The organism is Natrinema salinisoli, from assembly GCF_020405205.1.
GTDB lineage: Archaea > Halobacteriota > Halobacteria > Halobacteriales > Natrialbaceae > Natrinema > Natrinema salinisoli.
The window spans coordinates 487,424-500,817 of record NZ_CP084469.1; the positions used below are offsets into that span (position 1 = coordinate 487,424).

General features: G+C 66.3%; 15 protein-coding genes. 4 read left to right on the forward strand and 11 right to left on the reverse strand.

Going from position 1 to position 13,394, the window contains the following annotated elements:
• Positions 1–50: 50 nt before the first annotated feature.
• From pyrB to LDB05_RS02510, 4 genes are all read left to right on the forward strand, one after another.
• Positions 51–995 carry an aspartate carbamoyltransferase gene (gene pyrB / locus LDB05_RS02495; protein ID WP_226006353.1) on the forward strand — a complete coding sequence of 315 codons (945 nt, stop codon included), beginning with the start codon at positions 51–53 and terminating at the stop codon, positions 993–995.
• Entirely contained in the window at positions 988–1,476 is a 489-nt protein-coding gene (gene pyrI / locus LDB05_RS02500) for an aspartate carbamoyltransferase regulatory subunit (protein ID WP_226006354.1), read from the forward strand. The genes pyrB and pyrI overlap by 8 nt, the downstream gene beginning before the upstream one ends.
• Before the next feature lie 246 nt (positions 1,477–1,722).
• Positions 1,723–2,568, forward strand: a complete 846-nt coding sequence (locus LDB05_RS02505; protein WP_226006355.1) for a hypothetical protein — start codon at positions 1,723–1,725, stop codon at positions 2,566–2,568.
• A gap of 252 nt (positions 2,569–2,820) precedes the next feature.
• The gene (locus LDB05_RS02510) at positions 2,821–3,858 is read left to right on the forward strand and encodes a hypothetical protein (RefSeq protein WP_226006356.1); all 1,038 of its coding nucleotides are present in this window, start codon (positions 2,821–2,823) and stop codon (positions 3,856–3,858) included.
• Positions 3,859–3,999: 141 nt separating this feature from the next.
• Here LDB05_RS02510 and LDB05_RS02515 read toward each other — a convergent pair whose 3' ends face one another.
• From LDB05_RS02515 to LDB05_RS02565, 11 genes are all read right to left on the reverse strand, one after another.
• On the reverse strand, positions 4,000–4,443 hold the full coding sequence (locus tag LDB05_RS02515; RefSeq protein ID WP_226006357.1) for a hypothetical protein: 444 nt from the start codon (positions 4,441–4,443) through the stop codon (positions 4,000–4,002).
• Between the two features lie 103 nt (positions 4,444–4,546).
• Positions 4,547–5,311 carry an enoyl-CoA hydratase/isomerase family protein gene (locus tag LDB05_RS02520; protein ID WP_226006358.1) on the reverse strand — a complete coding sequence of 255 codons (765 nt, stop codon included), beginning with the start codon at positions 5,309–5,311 and terminating at the stop codon, positions 4,547–4,549.
• A 134-nt stretch (positions 5,312–5,445) separates the two neighbouring features.
• Positions 5,446–6,114 (reverse strand): helix-turn-helix domain-containing protein, encoded by a 669-nt coding sequence (locus tag LDB05_RS02525; protein WP_226006359.1) that lies wholly within the window; start codon positions 6,112–6,114, stop codon positions 5,446–5,448.
• A gap of 132 nt (positions 6,115–6,246) precedes the next feature.
• Positions 6,247–7,095: an ABC transporter permease gene (locus LDB05_RS02530; RefSeq protein ID WP_425498601.1), complete on the reverse strand. Its 849-nt coding sequence runs from the start codon at positions 7,093–7,095 to the stop codon at positions 6,247–6,249.
• Positions 7,096–7,100: 5 nt separating this feature from the next.
• A complete protein-coding gene (locus LDB05_RS02535; RefSeq protein WP_226006361.1) occupies positions 7,101–8,054 on the reverse strand; it encodes an extracellular solute-binding protein in 954 nt (317 codons plus the stop codon).
• Between the two features lie 142 nt (positions 8,055–8,196).
• Positions 8,197–8,745: a molybdopterin-guanine dinucleotide biosynthesis protein B gene (mobB, locus tag LDB05_RS02540; protein WP_226006362.1), complete on the reverse strand. Its 549-nt coding sequence runs from the start codon at positions 8,743–8,745 to the stop codon at positions 8,197–8,199.
• 90 nt (positions 8,746–8,835) lie between these two features.
• On the reverse strand, positions 8,836–10,113 hold the full coding sequence (locus tag LDB05_RS02545) for a P-loop NTPase (RefSeq protein ID WP_226006363.1): 1,278 nt from the start codon (positions 10,111–10,113) through the stop codon (positions 8,836–8,838).
• Between the two features lies 1 nt (position 10,114).
• A complete protein-coding gene (locus LDB05_RS02550; protein WP_226006364.1) occupies positions 10,115–10,768 on the reverse strand; it encodes a hypothetical protein in 654 nt (217 codons plus the stop codon).
• Positions 10,765–11,655, reverse strand: coding sequence for a HEAT repeat domain-containing protein (locus LDB05_RS02555; protein ID WP_226006365.1), 891 nt, complete (start codon positions 11,653–11,655; stop codon positions 10,765–10,767). The genes LDB05_RS02550 and LDB05_RS02555 overlap by 4 nt, the downstream gene beginning before the upstream one ends.
• Positions 11,652–12,692, reverse strand: coding sequence for an ethylbenzene dehydrogenase-related protein (locus tag LDB05_RS02560; RefSeq protein ID WP_226006366.1), 1,041 nt, complete (start codon positions 12,690–12,692; stop codon positions 11,652–11,654). Before LDB05_RS02560 ends, LDB05_RS02555 begins: the two co-directional genes overlap by 4 nt.
• The gene (locus tag LDB05_RS02565) at positions 12,689–13,393 is read right to left on the reverse strand and encodes a TorD/DmsD family molecular chaperone (protein ID WP_226006367.1); all 705 of its coding nucleotides are present in this window, start codon (positions 13,391–13,393) and stop codon (positions 12,689–12,691) included. Before LDB05_RS02565 ends, LDB05_RS02560 begins: the two co-directional genes overlap by 4 nt.
• Position 13,394 lies beyond the last annotated feature (1 nt).

Genomic DNA, 13,394 nt, shown 5'->3' on the forward strand with positions numbered 1-13,394 from the left:
GCGAGCCGAATGGAGAGATTCAAGGGGCATGCCACAGCCTACACGAACGAATGCGCCACGATCACCTCATCACGAGCAAACAACTCTCTCGGGGAGACATCGAGACCGTCCTCGACTATGCGGCCGAGATCGACGACGATCCGTCGGCCGTTGCCGACCGTCACGCGGGGACGCTGCTCGGGCTGCTCTTTTTCGAGCCGAGCACGCGGACGAAGATGAGCTTCGAAACCGCCATGAAGCGGCTCGGCGGCGACGTCGTCGACATGGGATCGGTCGAGTCCTCGAGCGTGACCAAAGGCGAAACCCTCGCCGACACGGTTCGGGTCATCGAAGGGTACACCGACGCGCTCGTCTTGCGACATCCGAAACAGGGCGCGGCGACGATGGCCAGCGAGTTCGTCGACGTGCCGCTGGTGAACGCGGGAGACGGCGCGGGCCACCATCCGACGCAGACGATGCTCGATCTCTACACGATCCGGGAGAACGCCGGCCTGGACGACCTGACAATCGGCATCATGGGCGACCTGAAGTACGGCCGCACCGTCCACTCGCTGGCCTACGCCTTGACGAACTTCGACACGCGCCAGCACTTCATCAGCCCGGAGAGCCTGCAGTTGCCCCGCGAAGTCGTCTACGACCTCCACCAGCGACAGGACGGCACGGGGATCAAAGAACACGACTCCCTCGAGGACGTCCTCCCCTCGCTGGACGTGCTCTACGTCACACGGATCCAGCGCGAGCGGTTCCCCGACGAGAACGAGTATCAGAAGGTCGCCGGCGAGTACCAGATCGACGGCGACACGCTCGAGGCAGCGAGCGACGACCTGACCGTGATGCATCCGCTGCCGCGGGTCGACGAGATCGCACCCGAGATCGACGAGACGGACCACGCAGCCTACTTCGAACAGGCGCACAACGGCGTCCCGGTCCGGATGGCGCTGCTAGATCTGCTCTTGAGCGACGACAAAGGGATCGGAGGTGGAACCGATGAGTAACGATCACGATCATCACGACGGCAACGACGCCCACGAACTGCGGGTGAGCAAGATCCGCGATGGAACCGTCATCGATCACGTTCACGGCGGGCAGGCGCTGAACGTCCTCGCGATCCTGGGCATCGACGGGAGCAACGGCGAGGAGGTCTCGGTCGGAATGAACGTCCCGTCCGATCGCCTCGCGCGCAAGGACATCGTCAAGGTCGAAGGGCGCGAACTGAGCCAGGACGAGGTCGACGTGCTATCGCTGATCGCGCCGGACGCCACGATCAACATCGTCCGGGACTACGACGTCGTCGAGAAGCACCGCGTCGAACGACCCGACGTCGTCGAGGGCGTGCTCTCCTGTCCCAACGCCGGCTGTATCACGACCGGCGACGAACCGGTCACGTCGCGGTTCTCGGTCCTCGAGGACGGGGTTCGCTGTTCGTACTGCGAGACGATCGTCCGCGACGAGATCGCGGCACTGATCGACACCTGAGCGTCTCGGTCGGCAGAGCGCTTCTTTCACTGGCGGACGACTATCCAGAATAGCTAAGTGATTCCCCGCCGACTTTCTAGACGTACATGTCACGTACCGTCAAAATCGTGCTCGCCCTGTTCGTCATCGCCGTCCTCTACAAAGCCGCCTTCGGCGGCTCGTCGGACGTCGAAGTCGACTACGAACCGACCCAAGAATAGCACCCGATTCCGAACGGCTTACGGTGACGGCGTCGTACCCTCTCGTATGTACGGCGTCGTCACTCGGAACGCCGAAGAAGTACGGTGGCCGGAGTTCGACCGCGGCTTCTACGAAGTCAAAGACGTGACCGGCCGGTCCGCCGAACCGATCGCCGACGGGGTGAACATGGTTTCCTGTTTCGGCGACAACGCCGCCGCAGACGCCGATCCGTCGCTCGTTCCCGTCGACGATATGGGACGGCCGGCCGACCGGGAACGATCCTACTTCGACTGGGCGTACATCTGTCCCTCTCGAGACGACTATCGACAGGGCCTGTTCGATATCATCGACGACTGCGTCGCCGAAAACGAGGACGTTCGCCTCGACGATATCGGCTTCCCGCGCGCGGAGTACTGTCGCTGCGGCGTCTGCGAACAGGCGTTCGACGAAAGCGAGTACGACGACCGCATGGAGTGGCGGGCCAGCGTCGTCACCGAGTTCGTCGATGAGGCAGCCGACCGGATTCCGGGAACGGTCTACATGACGCTTTACCCGGATCCCTACCCCGGCCACCTCTACGAGCGCGCTGGCATCGACCTCGCGGCCATCGAGGAGCACGTCGACGAGTTCGTCGTCCCGCTGTACGACACCGCCTACGGCACGACCTACTGGCTCGAGACGATCGCGAAAGGGTTCGAGAGCGCACTCGAAACGCCGTTTAATGTCGAATTGTACGGCGTAAACGTCGACGTCGACAACCTGATTCACGCGACCGAAGTCGCCCAGGAGTACGCCAACGGGGTCTTCTTCGGCTACGAGGCGAGCAAGGGTCGTGCAGCGCTGCGCCGGATGCAGGCCGACGAGCGAGAGGGAATGACGCACGGCGAACCGAGTACCGACGGCGATACCTGACGGCGGCTCGACCGCGACGCGTTCGTTTCGTCGCTCCTAAGATGCGATTAGGGAACCGTTCAGCGCGACTTTCATCGGATTATCTCGTCGCGAGGGAGTGCTCGCCGTACCCCGAGCACGACCGCGACGGGCCGGTTACGTATGATTGAGCCACCGGTCCGATTGGAACCGACGACTGCCTTTATTTGCGTCTCGATTGCCCGCAATCGTGACCGAGGATCGACGGCGGCCGCGGATCCTCAGGTGAAATCTATGAGAAACCACCAGACACAGCAGTCGACGGACATGGACACGGAGCGGATGGCTGAATCGACGATGAACCAGGGGAAACAGACCATGGAGCAGCTGATCGAGCTCCAGCGCGACATGGCTCGCATGACGCTGAGCGTACTCAGGTGGCAGGAAAGCGTCCAGAAGCAGAGTCTCGAGATGACGAAGTCGATGTTCGAGAGCGCTCCCGCGCCGCAGTTCACCGAGTCGATGATGGAGAGTTACCTGCGAGGCATGGAGGCGATCATGCCGGAGATGGAGCAGGCGATGGAACAGGGTATGCGGGCCGCCGCACAGCCGCAAATGGAGGGGATGCAACAGATGGGCGGGCAAATGGAGGGGATGGGCAGCCGGATGGGCGGTGGAGGGATGCACGGACAGAGCCAGCAACGGGGACCGAGTCAGCAGGGAACGAGCGGCCGAATGGAGGGCCAGCAGATGGGGAGCCAGCCACAGATGGGCGGGCAGCAGGAAGCGAGCGGCCGGTCGCGCGGTCAGCCCACCCAGCAGTCACAAACCGGCGAGTGGGTCACGCCACAGGAGTACGCCGGCGAATCGGCCGGTGCCTCCGGCACCCGGCGACAGCCAGGATCCGAGCGATCGGGTTCGTCGGGGCAGTTCGAACAGGGGTACCAGCAAGATCGCTCGCCACAAGAATCACAGCCGCGAACTGGATCACAACAGGGCCAGGGACACAGCCAACACGGTGAGCCGCGTGAGCAGGGACGACGCGGCGGAGAACACGGACAGCCGACCCAACGGGGGCACTCGGCGATGCAGACCGGTCAGGGTCGATTACGAGACCAGTATTCACAGCGAATCGATACCGACCGGCAGGAGCAGGGGCAGCGGGATCAGCAGCACCAGCGCGGACAGTCGTCTCCGCGCGGCCCCGAAGCGGACCTGACCGACGAAGGGGAACACGACCGCGGTGAGACGGAGAGAAGTAGCGAAACCGACGAGATGGACCTCTCCTCGGAGGGCGACGGCGAGGAGGACCACGAGTCCGAGGAGGAGTAACCCACCCTCTCGGAACACGCGCTTCCCCGTCGCTCACGGGAGTTCTCAACGTGGAACGCGCCAGTCTCAGCAGCGTCGAACGAAAACCCTAATTCGGAACCGAGACCCCGTTGACCGGTTCGTGGACCGTGAGAAACCGTATTACCGTCCGCGATCGTCGCCGATACGGTCGTCGTCATCGTCGTCGCCGATGAGTTGATCGTCGTCATCGTCGCGGATCACACTCTCGTCGTCGCGACCGCTGATATCGTCGTCGTCCCGATCGATACCACGGTTCCCCGTTCCGGTTTCGGTGTCTCTGCTCGTGCCAGCACCCCCGCCGGTCCCTCCGGTTTCGCGACCGGAGATCTCACTCTCCAGGCGGATCTCGTCGTCGGTCACGTGATCGACAGCCTCGTCCTGAAGCGGGTACGTGTCCTCGCCGCTGTCGCTCCAGCCGAGTGTCGCCTTGACCGAGTCCGTGATTCCGGGGTCCGGTTCGACGTGGGCGGTCCCGTGTTCGACGTCCGCGACCATCCCGATCTCGTCACCGTTGGCGTTGACGACGCGCGTGCCGATGTCGTCGTCGGTAATCCGTGGAGACATTGCACTCCTATTGAGAGTCGATTCGCGCAAGGTCGTGGTGCTTGCGGACGCTTGCGACCGGTCACACGGACTCGGCTCCGCGTCGATTCGGAGGCGTCTCCGATTACTCGAACTCCGGCTCCCGATCCTCGAGGAACGCGGTAACGCCCTCCACGTGTGCGTCCGAGGTGCGAGCCTGCGCCTGAAGCAGGTTCTCGTAGTCCAGCGCCTCGCCCCAGGACCGTCCCATGTTCTCGTGCATCGCCCGTTTCATCATGCCGATCGTTGCCGTCGGGCCGTCGACGAGCCCGTCGACGGCGTCGGCGACGCGGTCGTCGAGCTCCTCGGCGGGGACCGTCTCGTTGACGAGCTCGAGGTCGGCCGCGCGCTCGGCGTCGAAAAACTCGCCGGTGAACGCGAGTTGCTTTGCGGCCCGCAGCCCGACGATGTGCGGGAGCATCACGGTGCCGCCGGTGTCGGGGATCAGGCCGACTCTGACGAACGCACAGGAAAACGTCGCGTCTGCGGCGGCGTAGGCGATGTCCGCGAGCGCGACGATCGAGAGGCCCGCACCGATGGCGTCGCCGTTTACCTTCGCGACGATCGGCACCGGACACTCGAGCATCGCTTCCACGACGCGGCCAAAGGTCTCGGTGACCCGTTCGTAGGCCTCTTGGGACGACTCGGGCGTTTCCGCCATCGACTCGAGGTCGCCGCCGGCGCTGAACGCGTCGCCCGCCCCGGTGATGACGATCGCACCGTATTCCGCCGGCGTGGCGCCTTCGATCGCGTCGGCGAGTTCGTCGGCCGTTTCCATCGTCATCGCGTTGAGCGCCTCGGGTCGGTCGAAGGTCAGCCGTAAGACGTCGTCGTCGCTGTCGATCTCCATACCTCTAGGCTCGGCGCCATGATCTTAACGATAGGCGATCCGCGAATCGAGGCGGTGTCACCACTTTCGGACAGTGGGGCAGCCGCGAAAAGCATCGAGGCGGGTGCGACGGACTCGGCGTCACTCCGGGAGGGTCAGTTCGACGGAATCTGTGGGGCAGCGGTCTCCTCTTCCGTCACGTTGAGTTCGGACGTGACGAGCGCGCGGTAGGCCCGGCGCAGTCGCTCGGAGAGGGCCTGATGAGAGATGCCGAGCTCCTCGGACAGTTCCTGCATCGAGACCTCGCGGGGAATCTCGAAGTAGCCGTGATCGATCGCCGCGACCAGCGTCTCGTACTGGCGCGTCGTGAGGCCACACTGGGAGTGGGTCTCCTCTGCCAGATCGAACAGCCGGACGATCGTCGGCGTGGCGTCGTTGTCGTCGAGGCGGTCGTACAGCGAGCTCACGCTGTCCCGGTCGACGACGCGGACGCTGAGCAACCACTTGCCGTTCGAGGCCGAGGCGCTCAGTACGGTACCGCCCTCCTCGAGGACGATCTCGAACGGGTCGACGGTGTCGGGTTCGAACTGGATGTCGTACAGCCAGCGGTCCTCGTCGCTACTGATCTGGGAGTAGGCGCCGATCGAGCCGGTCTCGTCGAGGGCCGTCTCGATCTCCGACTGCGAGGGCCCCGACAGCCAGAGTCCGTGGCCGCTCGAGGCGATGACCCGTTCCATCTCGCACGTAAGCGAAGGGACTGCCTCGAACAGCTCGCCGGTTCCGGTTCCGTCGGCCGGGATCTCGATGTCTGCGATGGATGTCATGAGTCTCACCCGTGGATAGAACGACGACGTCCATAACCCCACTTCCAAAGCACTTAGAACCGGGTAGCGCGACTTTCACTCGTTCTGATCGGTCGAGAGCGAGAGGATCGATAGCGTCGCGGAGACGGCAACTCAGTGTCGGCGAGGCGTTCCGATCAGTAATTGCACGGCGAGGACGACGGTCACTGCGATCGCGAGCAGAGCGAGTGCGATCGGGACGATCGCATCGATACCGCTTGCGATAAACGAGACGCGTATCTGGGTCGGCATGGTTCGCGGCGCGTACGCGACCATCATCGTCGCGCCGAACTCGCCGATCGCCCGCACGAACGTGAGCACGATGCCGGCGGCGATGGCGTTGCGTGCGAGCGGTAGCGAAACCGATCGCACGGTCCGGAGTCGTCCGTAGCCCAACGTTCTGGCCGCCTCCTCGAGGCGCGGATCGACGCCGTCGAAGCCCGCGCGAGCGGTGACGACGAGAAACGGCGCGGCGACGAACGTCTGTGCGAGAACGACGCCGGCACGGCTTCCCGTCAGTGGCATCCCGAGCGCGGCGGCGGCCGCGCCGATCGGCGTGTATCGACCGACGACGGTCAACAGCATGACCCCGCCCACGATCGGCGGGACGACCAGCGGGAGCAAGACGAGGGCCTCGACTAGCCGCTTGCCGCGAAACGAGGCCCGGGAGAGGACGTACGCGAGCGGGACGCCGAAGACGGTCGCGATCGCCGTCGAGATCGGTGCCGTCACCAGCGACGTCCCGATCGCGTCTTGAACAGTCGGATCCGCGAGTTCTGCGAGGACGTCGACCTCCCGGGTTCGGGACAGAAAGACCGCGAACGGGACGACGAAGTACGCGAGCAACACCGACCCGAGCAGCGCTGGGACGACGAGCCCGCTCGGGAGCCACTCGAGGCTCGCATCGAACCTGGACGCGCCCCGGTTCGTATCCGATGGCTCGCCGCTCGAGTTCCGCTCGATGCGACTCACGCTTCGATCGCCTCCGGCGGGTCGCCGTGGAATCGGGGGAGAGAGTTATCGACTCGCAGGCCGTGTTCGACCAGCAGTTCATCGTTTTCGAGGAGGTAGTCGACGAGCGTCCGTCCCGCGTCCGGATCGTCCGCGCCGCGTCGAACCGTGGCGGTGTAGACGACCGGCGATCCCTCGACCGTGTGACCGCTCTCGGTGGTGTAGCTCGCCTGCGCATACCGGTCTGCGGACCCGGGATCACCGAAGTTGTAGGCGTCGTCGAGCTCGCGGACGGCGACGTCGCGCTCGGCAGCCATGTTGGCGTAGGCGACCGCACAGGCTCGGTTTCCGCTTTCGACGCCGGCGAGCAACTGTGGTTCGTCGGGAACGTGGGCGACCTTGTCGGCCATCGCGTCGCGGAATCCCTCGAGTCCGTGCTCGCGCTCGGCGAGTTCGAAGAGGAGAAGGGCGCGATACCCCAGCGGATCGAGGTCGGGATCGCCGATCGCGATCGCGTCCTCGTCGGCGTCGGCGAACACCTCGTACCACGGCTCGCCCTCCGCGAGTCGTCGTCCCGGTTCGGTCTCCGGCGCGTAACCGATCACGACCTCGTTGGCTGCGAACTCGACGTCCCAGTCGGCGTGGTCGGGATAGAGTCGCTCTCGCAGGAGGTCGACGTCGGCACCGATCACGACGTCCGGATACTTCGTTCCGTCCTCGACCAGCCGCAACGCAGCGTTGGTTCCGTAGTACTCGCCCTGGTATCCCAGCCCGGAGTCGGCCTCGAAGGCCGGACCGACGCCGTTCTCGAGGGCGACGGCCAGGCTACCCGCGGCGAGCACGCGAACGCTGTCCGTACTACCGAGACAACCCGCGGTCCCGACCAGCCCCGCCGAGAGCGCGCCCGCCGCGGCGAGGACGCTCCGACGGCTCTTCGAGGTAGACCCAGCGCAGCCGTCGCGACTGTGCATACGTCCCGTTGGATCGACAGTACAAATACAACTGGTTTCGGTTCCTATATTGTGGGAACACAACTGATTATGGTTACGTCAACTGACCGGCTCCGGTCGCGATGGCGGACAGAATCGGTTCGTTCCCGACCGCTGGGTCCGTTCAACAGTCCGTTTCGTCGCTCGGTCCGCCAGCGTGAGAGAACTCGAGCCCCTTGAGCGAACGGATCGCCCCGACGAGGTCGTCGATAGAATCGTCGCCGCGTCCGACCACGGGGCCGCAGACGGCGGACGGATCTCTCTCCCCGAAGAGGATCGTCGGAAGGGGTGCCTGTGCGAAGCCTTCGACGAGCACGGTGTCGTACCCCCGACGGGCGAGTCGCTCGAGGCCCCTCGAGAGCGCCCGAATTTCGGGGTCATCCGACTCCAGAAGGGCGTCACCGTCGGGATCGGGCGGATCCCGTTTCCCTCGCGTCGCGATGTCGAAGGTCAGTTCGGGCGTTATCCCGATGACGGTTTCGGCACCCGCGGTCCGGTGGCGGTACGTGTCGCTGCCCGGGGTATCGATCTCGACGTCGTGATGGATCGACTTGACGGTCGCGACGCGGCCCTCCGCGCCCAGTCGGGACACGAGTTCCTCGACGAGCGACGTCTTGCCGGAATCGCTCGGTCCCGCCAGACAGACGGCACGGAGAGTCGAATCTTGACGCATGGCTCTTATCTCGGTGTAAGGCTACAAGACCCGTTCGAACGGTCGATGAACGAGGGAGTTCCGGATCGCGTTTGCTTCGTCGCTCCGTGACTATCGCGAGACGGCCATCACCCACTCGTCCGGCCCTCGCCGGCGGACCTCGTACTCTTCGAAGGCGTCACCGGGCGATCCGTCTCGACCGACCGCTGCGACGAGCTCCGCCGCGAGCGGCGACGGATCGTGGTCGTTGATCAGGTAGAACGTCTCGCCGGGCTCGGTCGCCCGGAACTCCTCGGTGGCCTGCTCGTGGCGGATCGGCTTCGGCAGCCCGCGCAGATCGAGCGCGTGATCGGGCACCGAGAGATCGCCGACGTCCTCGAGTCGCTCGCGGACGGCGTCGGCGAGATCGATCGTCTCGGCTGGCACGTCGTCGCCGAAGTCCCGAACGCGCTCGTCGAAGGGCAGTTCGCACAGTACCGGCTGGTCGAGTTCCCGCTCGACGTCCGTGTCCGGGAAGAGGTCGTGCTCGCGGCCGCACTCGCAGGTGAACCCGCGCATGTTGACGACGGTTCCCAGCAGCGGGACGCCGTTTTCCTCGAACAGCGTGGCGCTGCGCGACGTGTCGTCCACGCTGGTCGGGTGGGGCGTGCTGACCAACACCGCGCCGTCGATCGGCAGCGACTGCAGCGCTGTCAGGACGATGTCGCCGGTCCCCGGCGGCAGGTCGACGACGAGGGTATCGAGATCGCCCCACGCGGTGTCCTCGAACAGCTCGCTGACGGCCTCGTGAGCCATCGCACCGCGCCAGGCCAACGGTTCGTCGTTCGCGATGAGGCCGACGCTCATCGCGGTGAGGTCGCCAGCGTCGATCGGTTCGGCGTTCCCTTCCGCGTTGGCGGAGACCGGGCCCTCGAGGTCCAGTAGTTCCGGCACGTTCGGCCCGTAGAGGTCGGCGTCGAAGATGCCGACGTCCCGATCGGAATCGGCCGCCAGCGCCCTGGCGAGCTGCGTCGAGACGGTCGTCTTACCGACGCCGCCCTTGGCGCTCGCGACGGCGATCACGGTGTCGACGCCCGCGGGACCGTCGATCTCGTCGTCCGTGGCCGCATCGGGCGCGTCGCCTTCGACCGTCGCACGCTCGACGCCGGGCGTTGCCAGGGCCCGTCGGCGGATCGCCTCGGTGACGTCTTCTGCGGTCGGTTCGTCGAATCCGGCGAGGTCCGCGGCGATCCGAACGGTCCCCTCGTCGGCCGAGACGTCAGTGACTAGCCCGGACTCGAGCACGTCGCCGCCCAGATCCGGGTCTTCGACGTCTCGCAGGCCGTTCCGGACGCGGTCGGCGAGGTCGTCGGTCGGGACGTCGTCGGGAACGATATCGTGTTTCGCCATGTTACCAGGCCTCGAATTCGTCGGCGTCCTCGTCGGGTTCGCGCTCGGTCATCAGCGTCCCGCCGTAGGGACGGTAGTCGAGGTCGTACGTGTTGGCGACCGTCTCCAGCGCGTCCTCCCGCTCGGCGATCGTCGCGGTATCGAACTCGAAGGCCTCGACGGCGTCGACCAGTTCGTCGTCGCTCACCCGTCCCTCGGCGTAGCCCGCGGCGATGCCGTCGCGGAGGACGTCGGCGTTCCGGCGCAGCCGCGTCGCCTCGTCGAACTGCTCGCGCATATTGTCGTCGAGTCCGCCCCGATCGAGGGGGATTCCCTCGAGCAACTCGGTTGCCCGCTCGTCGAACCCATCGGCCATTGTCAACAGTTCGACGACCTGTTTCTTCGGGGTGAGCGATTGCCAGGCGCTGCGGGCGTCCTCCGCGACGACGGCGTCGACGGCTTCGGTCCACTCCGTCGACCGTTCGACGTCCTCGAACGCCTGCGCGACGAAGGCACCGACGTGGTCGTCGGGAATCGTGACGCCGAGCGATTCCTCGATGGTCGATCCCGCAGCGCTACTGTCCGTCGTACAGCCCGCGTCCGGGTCGTGGTTCGCGTGCGATTCGTCTGCGCTCCGTGGCTCGTCCGTGGGTGTGCTGTCGAGTTCGTAGGTCATCGTCGATCACGCTGTCCCTGCGTTAGCCCGTCGATCGAGCCGGCCGGCCCCTGTCCCGGGCCCGGGCCCTGTCGTTCCTGTTCCCGCCGCGATCCCGGCCCGCCGCCGGGTGCGGCATCGTCGTCCAGTCCGGCGTCGATCTGCTCCGGGTCGACGCCGCGTGCCGTCGCGAGCGCTCGCTTCGCCGACCGTCGTACGTCGTCGCTTCGATCGTTCAGGCCGTGGCGCTCGAGGACCTCCTCGGCGCGGTCCGTCCCGAGGTCGCCGAGACTGGTCGCGGCCTTCGCCCGGACGAACGCCTCCGGATCCCGAGCCAGCACCGCCGCGAGGATCCGGACGGTTTCGCTCACGTCATCGGCGTACTCCCGCAGGTAGTCGGCGGCGTACTCCCGCACGCCGGAGTGGGGATCGTGTTTGAGTTGCTCGATCAGCAGCTCCTGGGACGCTGCACCCGTCTTCGACAGCGCGATGACGGCGTTGCGCCGCACCCAGCCGCTGTCGTCTTCGAGCGCCTCGCGCAGCCGCCCGTCGTTTCCGGGCTCGGCCCGCGACTGGGCGACGACCGCCTCGGCGCGGACCCACTCGTGGTCGTCGTTCAGCGCCGCCCGAATCGCGTCGCCGGCTGCGTCTCCGCCGTCAGCACCCGCGGCGAGGCCGAGCGCCTCGACCGCGAACTGCCGCACGTCCGGGGAGTCGTCCGCGAGCACCAGCTCGGTGAGCCCTCCGATCGTCGCCGGTGTCAATCCGCCGTCGTCCGCCAGATCGATCAATCCGAGCGCGGCGCGGCGCCGATCGCGTTCGCGATCGGCCTCGAGCCGCGTGCGGAGCGTTGCCTCGTCGTCGTCGGGTGCCCGACCGCGGGCACTTCGGTTCGCGTAGTCGGTCATTCGAGTTTCCTCCAGTAGCTGACGAGCCACGCGGCGACCGTCGCGAGGACGATCGCGGCGGGCCAGTTCGTCGCGGCACCGACGAGCCAGCTCGCGGATTCGGTCGCGCTGGCCCCGGCACCGCCGTCGGCGCTTTCGGCCTCGCTGCCGTCGCCGTTCCCACCGGAGTCGGCCGTGGTGAGCGTTCCGTCCTCCGTATTGAGCGTGAGGAACTCGTAGGACAGCGACTTCTGTCCGTTCGCCTCGTCGGCGCTCCCGTTCCAGACGGCGTACGAGAGGTACATCCGCTCGCCGTCCTCGAACGACGCATCGTATTCGCCGCTCGCGTCGTGTTCGCGCTGGAACACGACGGCCCAGCCGTCGTCGGTCCGCTCGCCGTTCGCCGCGACGGGCTGGGTCTCCGCGTGAGTCAGCGAGCCGTAGCCCATCGCGTAGTAGTTCTGGCCGTAGCGGTTATACGAGGACTGCGAGAGCGGGTTGCCGGCAGCCTGTCCCGGTTTCGTCCGGTTGTCCGGATGCGGATAGGTGTACATGTCGCCGCCGGGGTCGGACTCCGAGAACTGCCAGCTCGAGCGCCAGTACCAGATGTTAACCGGATTCCCGTTCGCACCCATGGTGATCGGCGGCTCCTCCCCGCTCCGGAGCATAATCGCTGCGGCGTCGCTGTAGGCGTTCGGCTCGTTGATCTCCGTGTCCATCGTCGGGTCCTCCCACTCCATGCGGAAGGCGACGTGCGTGTCGTTCGTCACGGACTGAACCGTCACGTTGTCGACGCTCCCGCCGCCGTAGGGTGGAATCATCTGCTGGTTCTGGAGCGAGACGGTCTCGGTCGGCGCGTCTTCCCACGCCTCGGCGTCCGGCTCCGCCGGCACCTCGTTGACCGACAGGAGCGGCAGCGGACCGCCCGTGAGGACGGCGACCGCCAGCACCTGCACGATCATTACCAGACACAATACGATTGCGGCCAGCTTCGTCGCGTGGCGCGCGGCGGTGCGGTCGATCGAGAGCGGGCCGATCTCGACGGGGTCAGAACTCACGGCGTCTCACCCCCGTTCGCCGCGTCGGCCGACACGCTCGGATCCGGGTGTTTCCCGTTGTCGTAGGTCACCAGTTCCTCGACGAGGTCCGCCGCGGCCTCGTAGACCGGTTCGTCCGTCGCCCGACGGAGATCGTGTGCGAGCGCCGGCACGAACTCGACGAGGTGGTCGGCGAGCACCGTCGACTCGGCCTGCCCGACGCGCTCGGCGGCCGCGGGTTCGCCCGACTCGAGCGCGACGGCCCGCTGGCCGGCCAGTACCTGCGCCAACTCGAGTTCGGCGGCGACGTGGTCCTGCCGTTCCGCGAAATCGTCGCTGGGCTCGAGGCCAAACTCCTCCATCAGCCCGACGACGGTCGCGATCCGACGCTGCTCGCTGCTGATCTCGTCGCGGGTCGTGTAATGGGCCTCGTAGGGGATCACGGCGTAGGTCCCGTCGTCGCTGGGGAGGCCGAACAGTTGATTGTACGCCGTTTGCAGGTCCTCGAGGTCGGTCGACTCGAGGGCCTCGAGCAGCGCGGTCGCCTCCTCGGAGACGGTGAGCTCCTCGGCGGCCCGTTCGATCCCCGCTCGGGCCTCGGGGTCGAGCAGTTCGCGAACGGTGTCCTCTGTCGGGTAGGTAAACGCCGCGGCGGCGGCGCAGTACAGCGTGGCCCGCGCGGCGTGATACTCGGGATCCGGAGTGGTGTGTGTCGGTGTCATG

Excerpts from the sequence above, each read along its gene's own strand:
- pyrI (WP_226006354.1), top strand. The coding sequence starts at position 988 with ATGAGTAACGATCACGATCATCACGACGGCAACGACGCCCACGAACTG.
- LDB05_RS02550 (WP_226006364.1), bottom strand. The coding sequence starts at position 10,768 with ATGACCTACGAACTCGACAGCACACCCACGGACGAGCCACGGAGCGCA.
- pyrB (WP_226006353.1), top strand. The coding sequence starts at position 51 with ATGCGCCACGATCACCTCATCACGAGCAAACAACTCTCTCGGGGAGAC.
- LDB05_RS02565 (WP_226006367.1), bottom strand. The coding sequence starts at position 13,393 with ATGACACCGACACACACCACTCCGGATCCCGAGTATCACGCCGCGCGG.
- LDB05_RS02555 (WP_226006365.1), bottom strand. The coding sequence starts at position 11,655 with ATGACCGACTACGCGAACCGAAGTGCCCGCGGTCGGGCACCCGACGAC.
- LDB05_RS02525 (WP_226006359.1), bottom strand. The coding sequence starts at position 6,114 with ATGACATCCATCGCAGACATCGAGATCCCGGCCGACGGAACCGGAACC.
- LDB05_RS02535 (WP_226006361.1), bottom strand. The coding sequence starts at position 8,054 with ATGCACAGTCGCGACGGCTGCGCTGGGTCTACCTCGAAGAGCCGTCGG.
- LDB05_RS02510 (WP_226006356.1), top strand. The coding sequence starts at position 2,821 with ATGAGAAACCACCAGACACAGCAGTCGACGGACATGGACACGGAGCGG.
- LDB05_RS02515 (WP_226006357.1), bottom strand. The coding sequence starts at position 4,443 with ATGTCTCCACGGATTACCGACGACGACATCGGCACGCGCGTCGTCAAC.
- LDB05_RS02505 (WP_226006355.1), top strand. The coding sequence starts at position 1,723 with ATGTACGGCGTCGTCACTCGGAACGCCGAAGAAGTACGGTGGCCGGAG.
- mobB (WP_226006362.1), bottom strand. The coding sequence starts at position 8,745 with ATGCGTCAAGATTCGACTCTCCGTGCCGTCTGTCTGGCGGGACCGAGC.
- LDB05_RS02545 (WP_226006363.1), bottom strand. The coding sequence starts at position 10,113 with ATGGCGAAACACGATATCGTTCCCGACGACGTCCCGACCGACGACCTC.
- LDB05_RS02520 (WP_226006358.1), bottom strand. The coding sequence starts at position 5,311 with ATGGAGATCGACAGCGACGACGACGTCTTACGGCTGACCTTCGACCGA.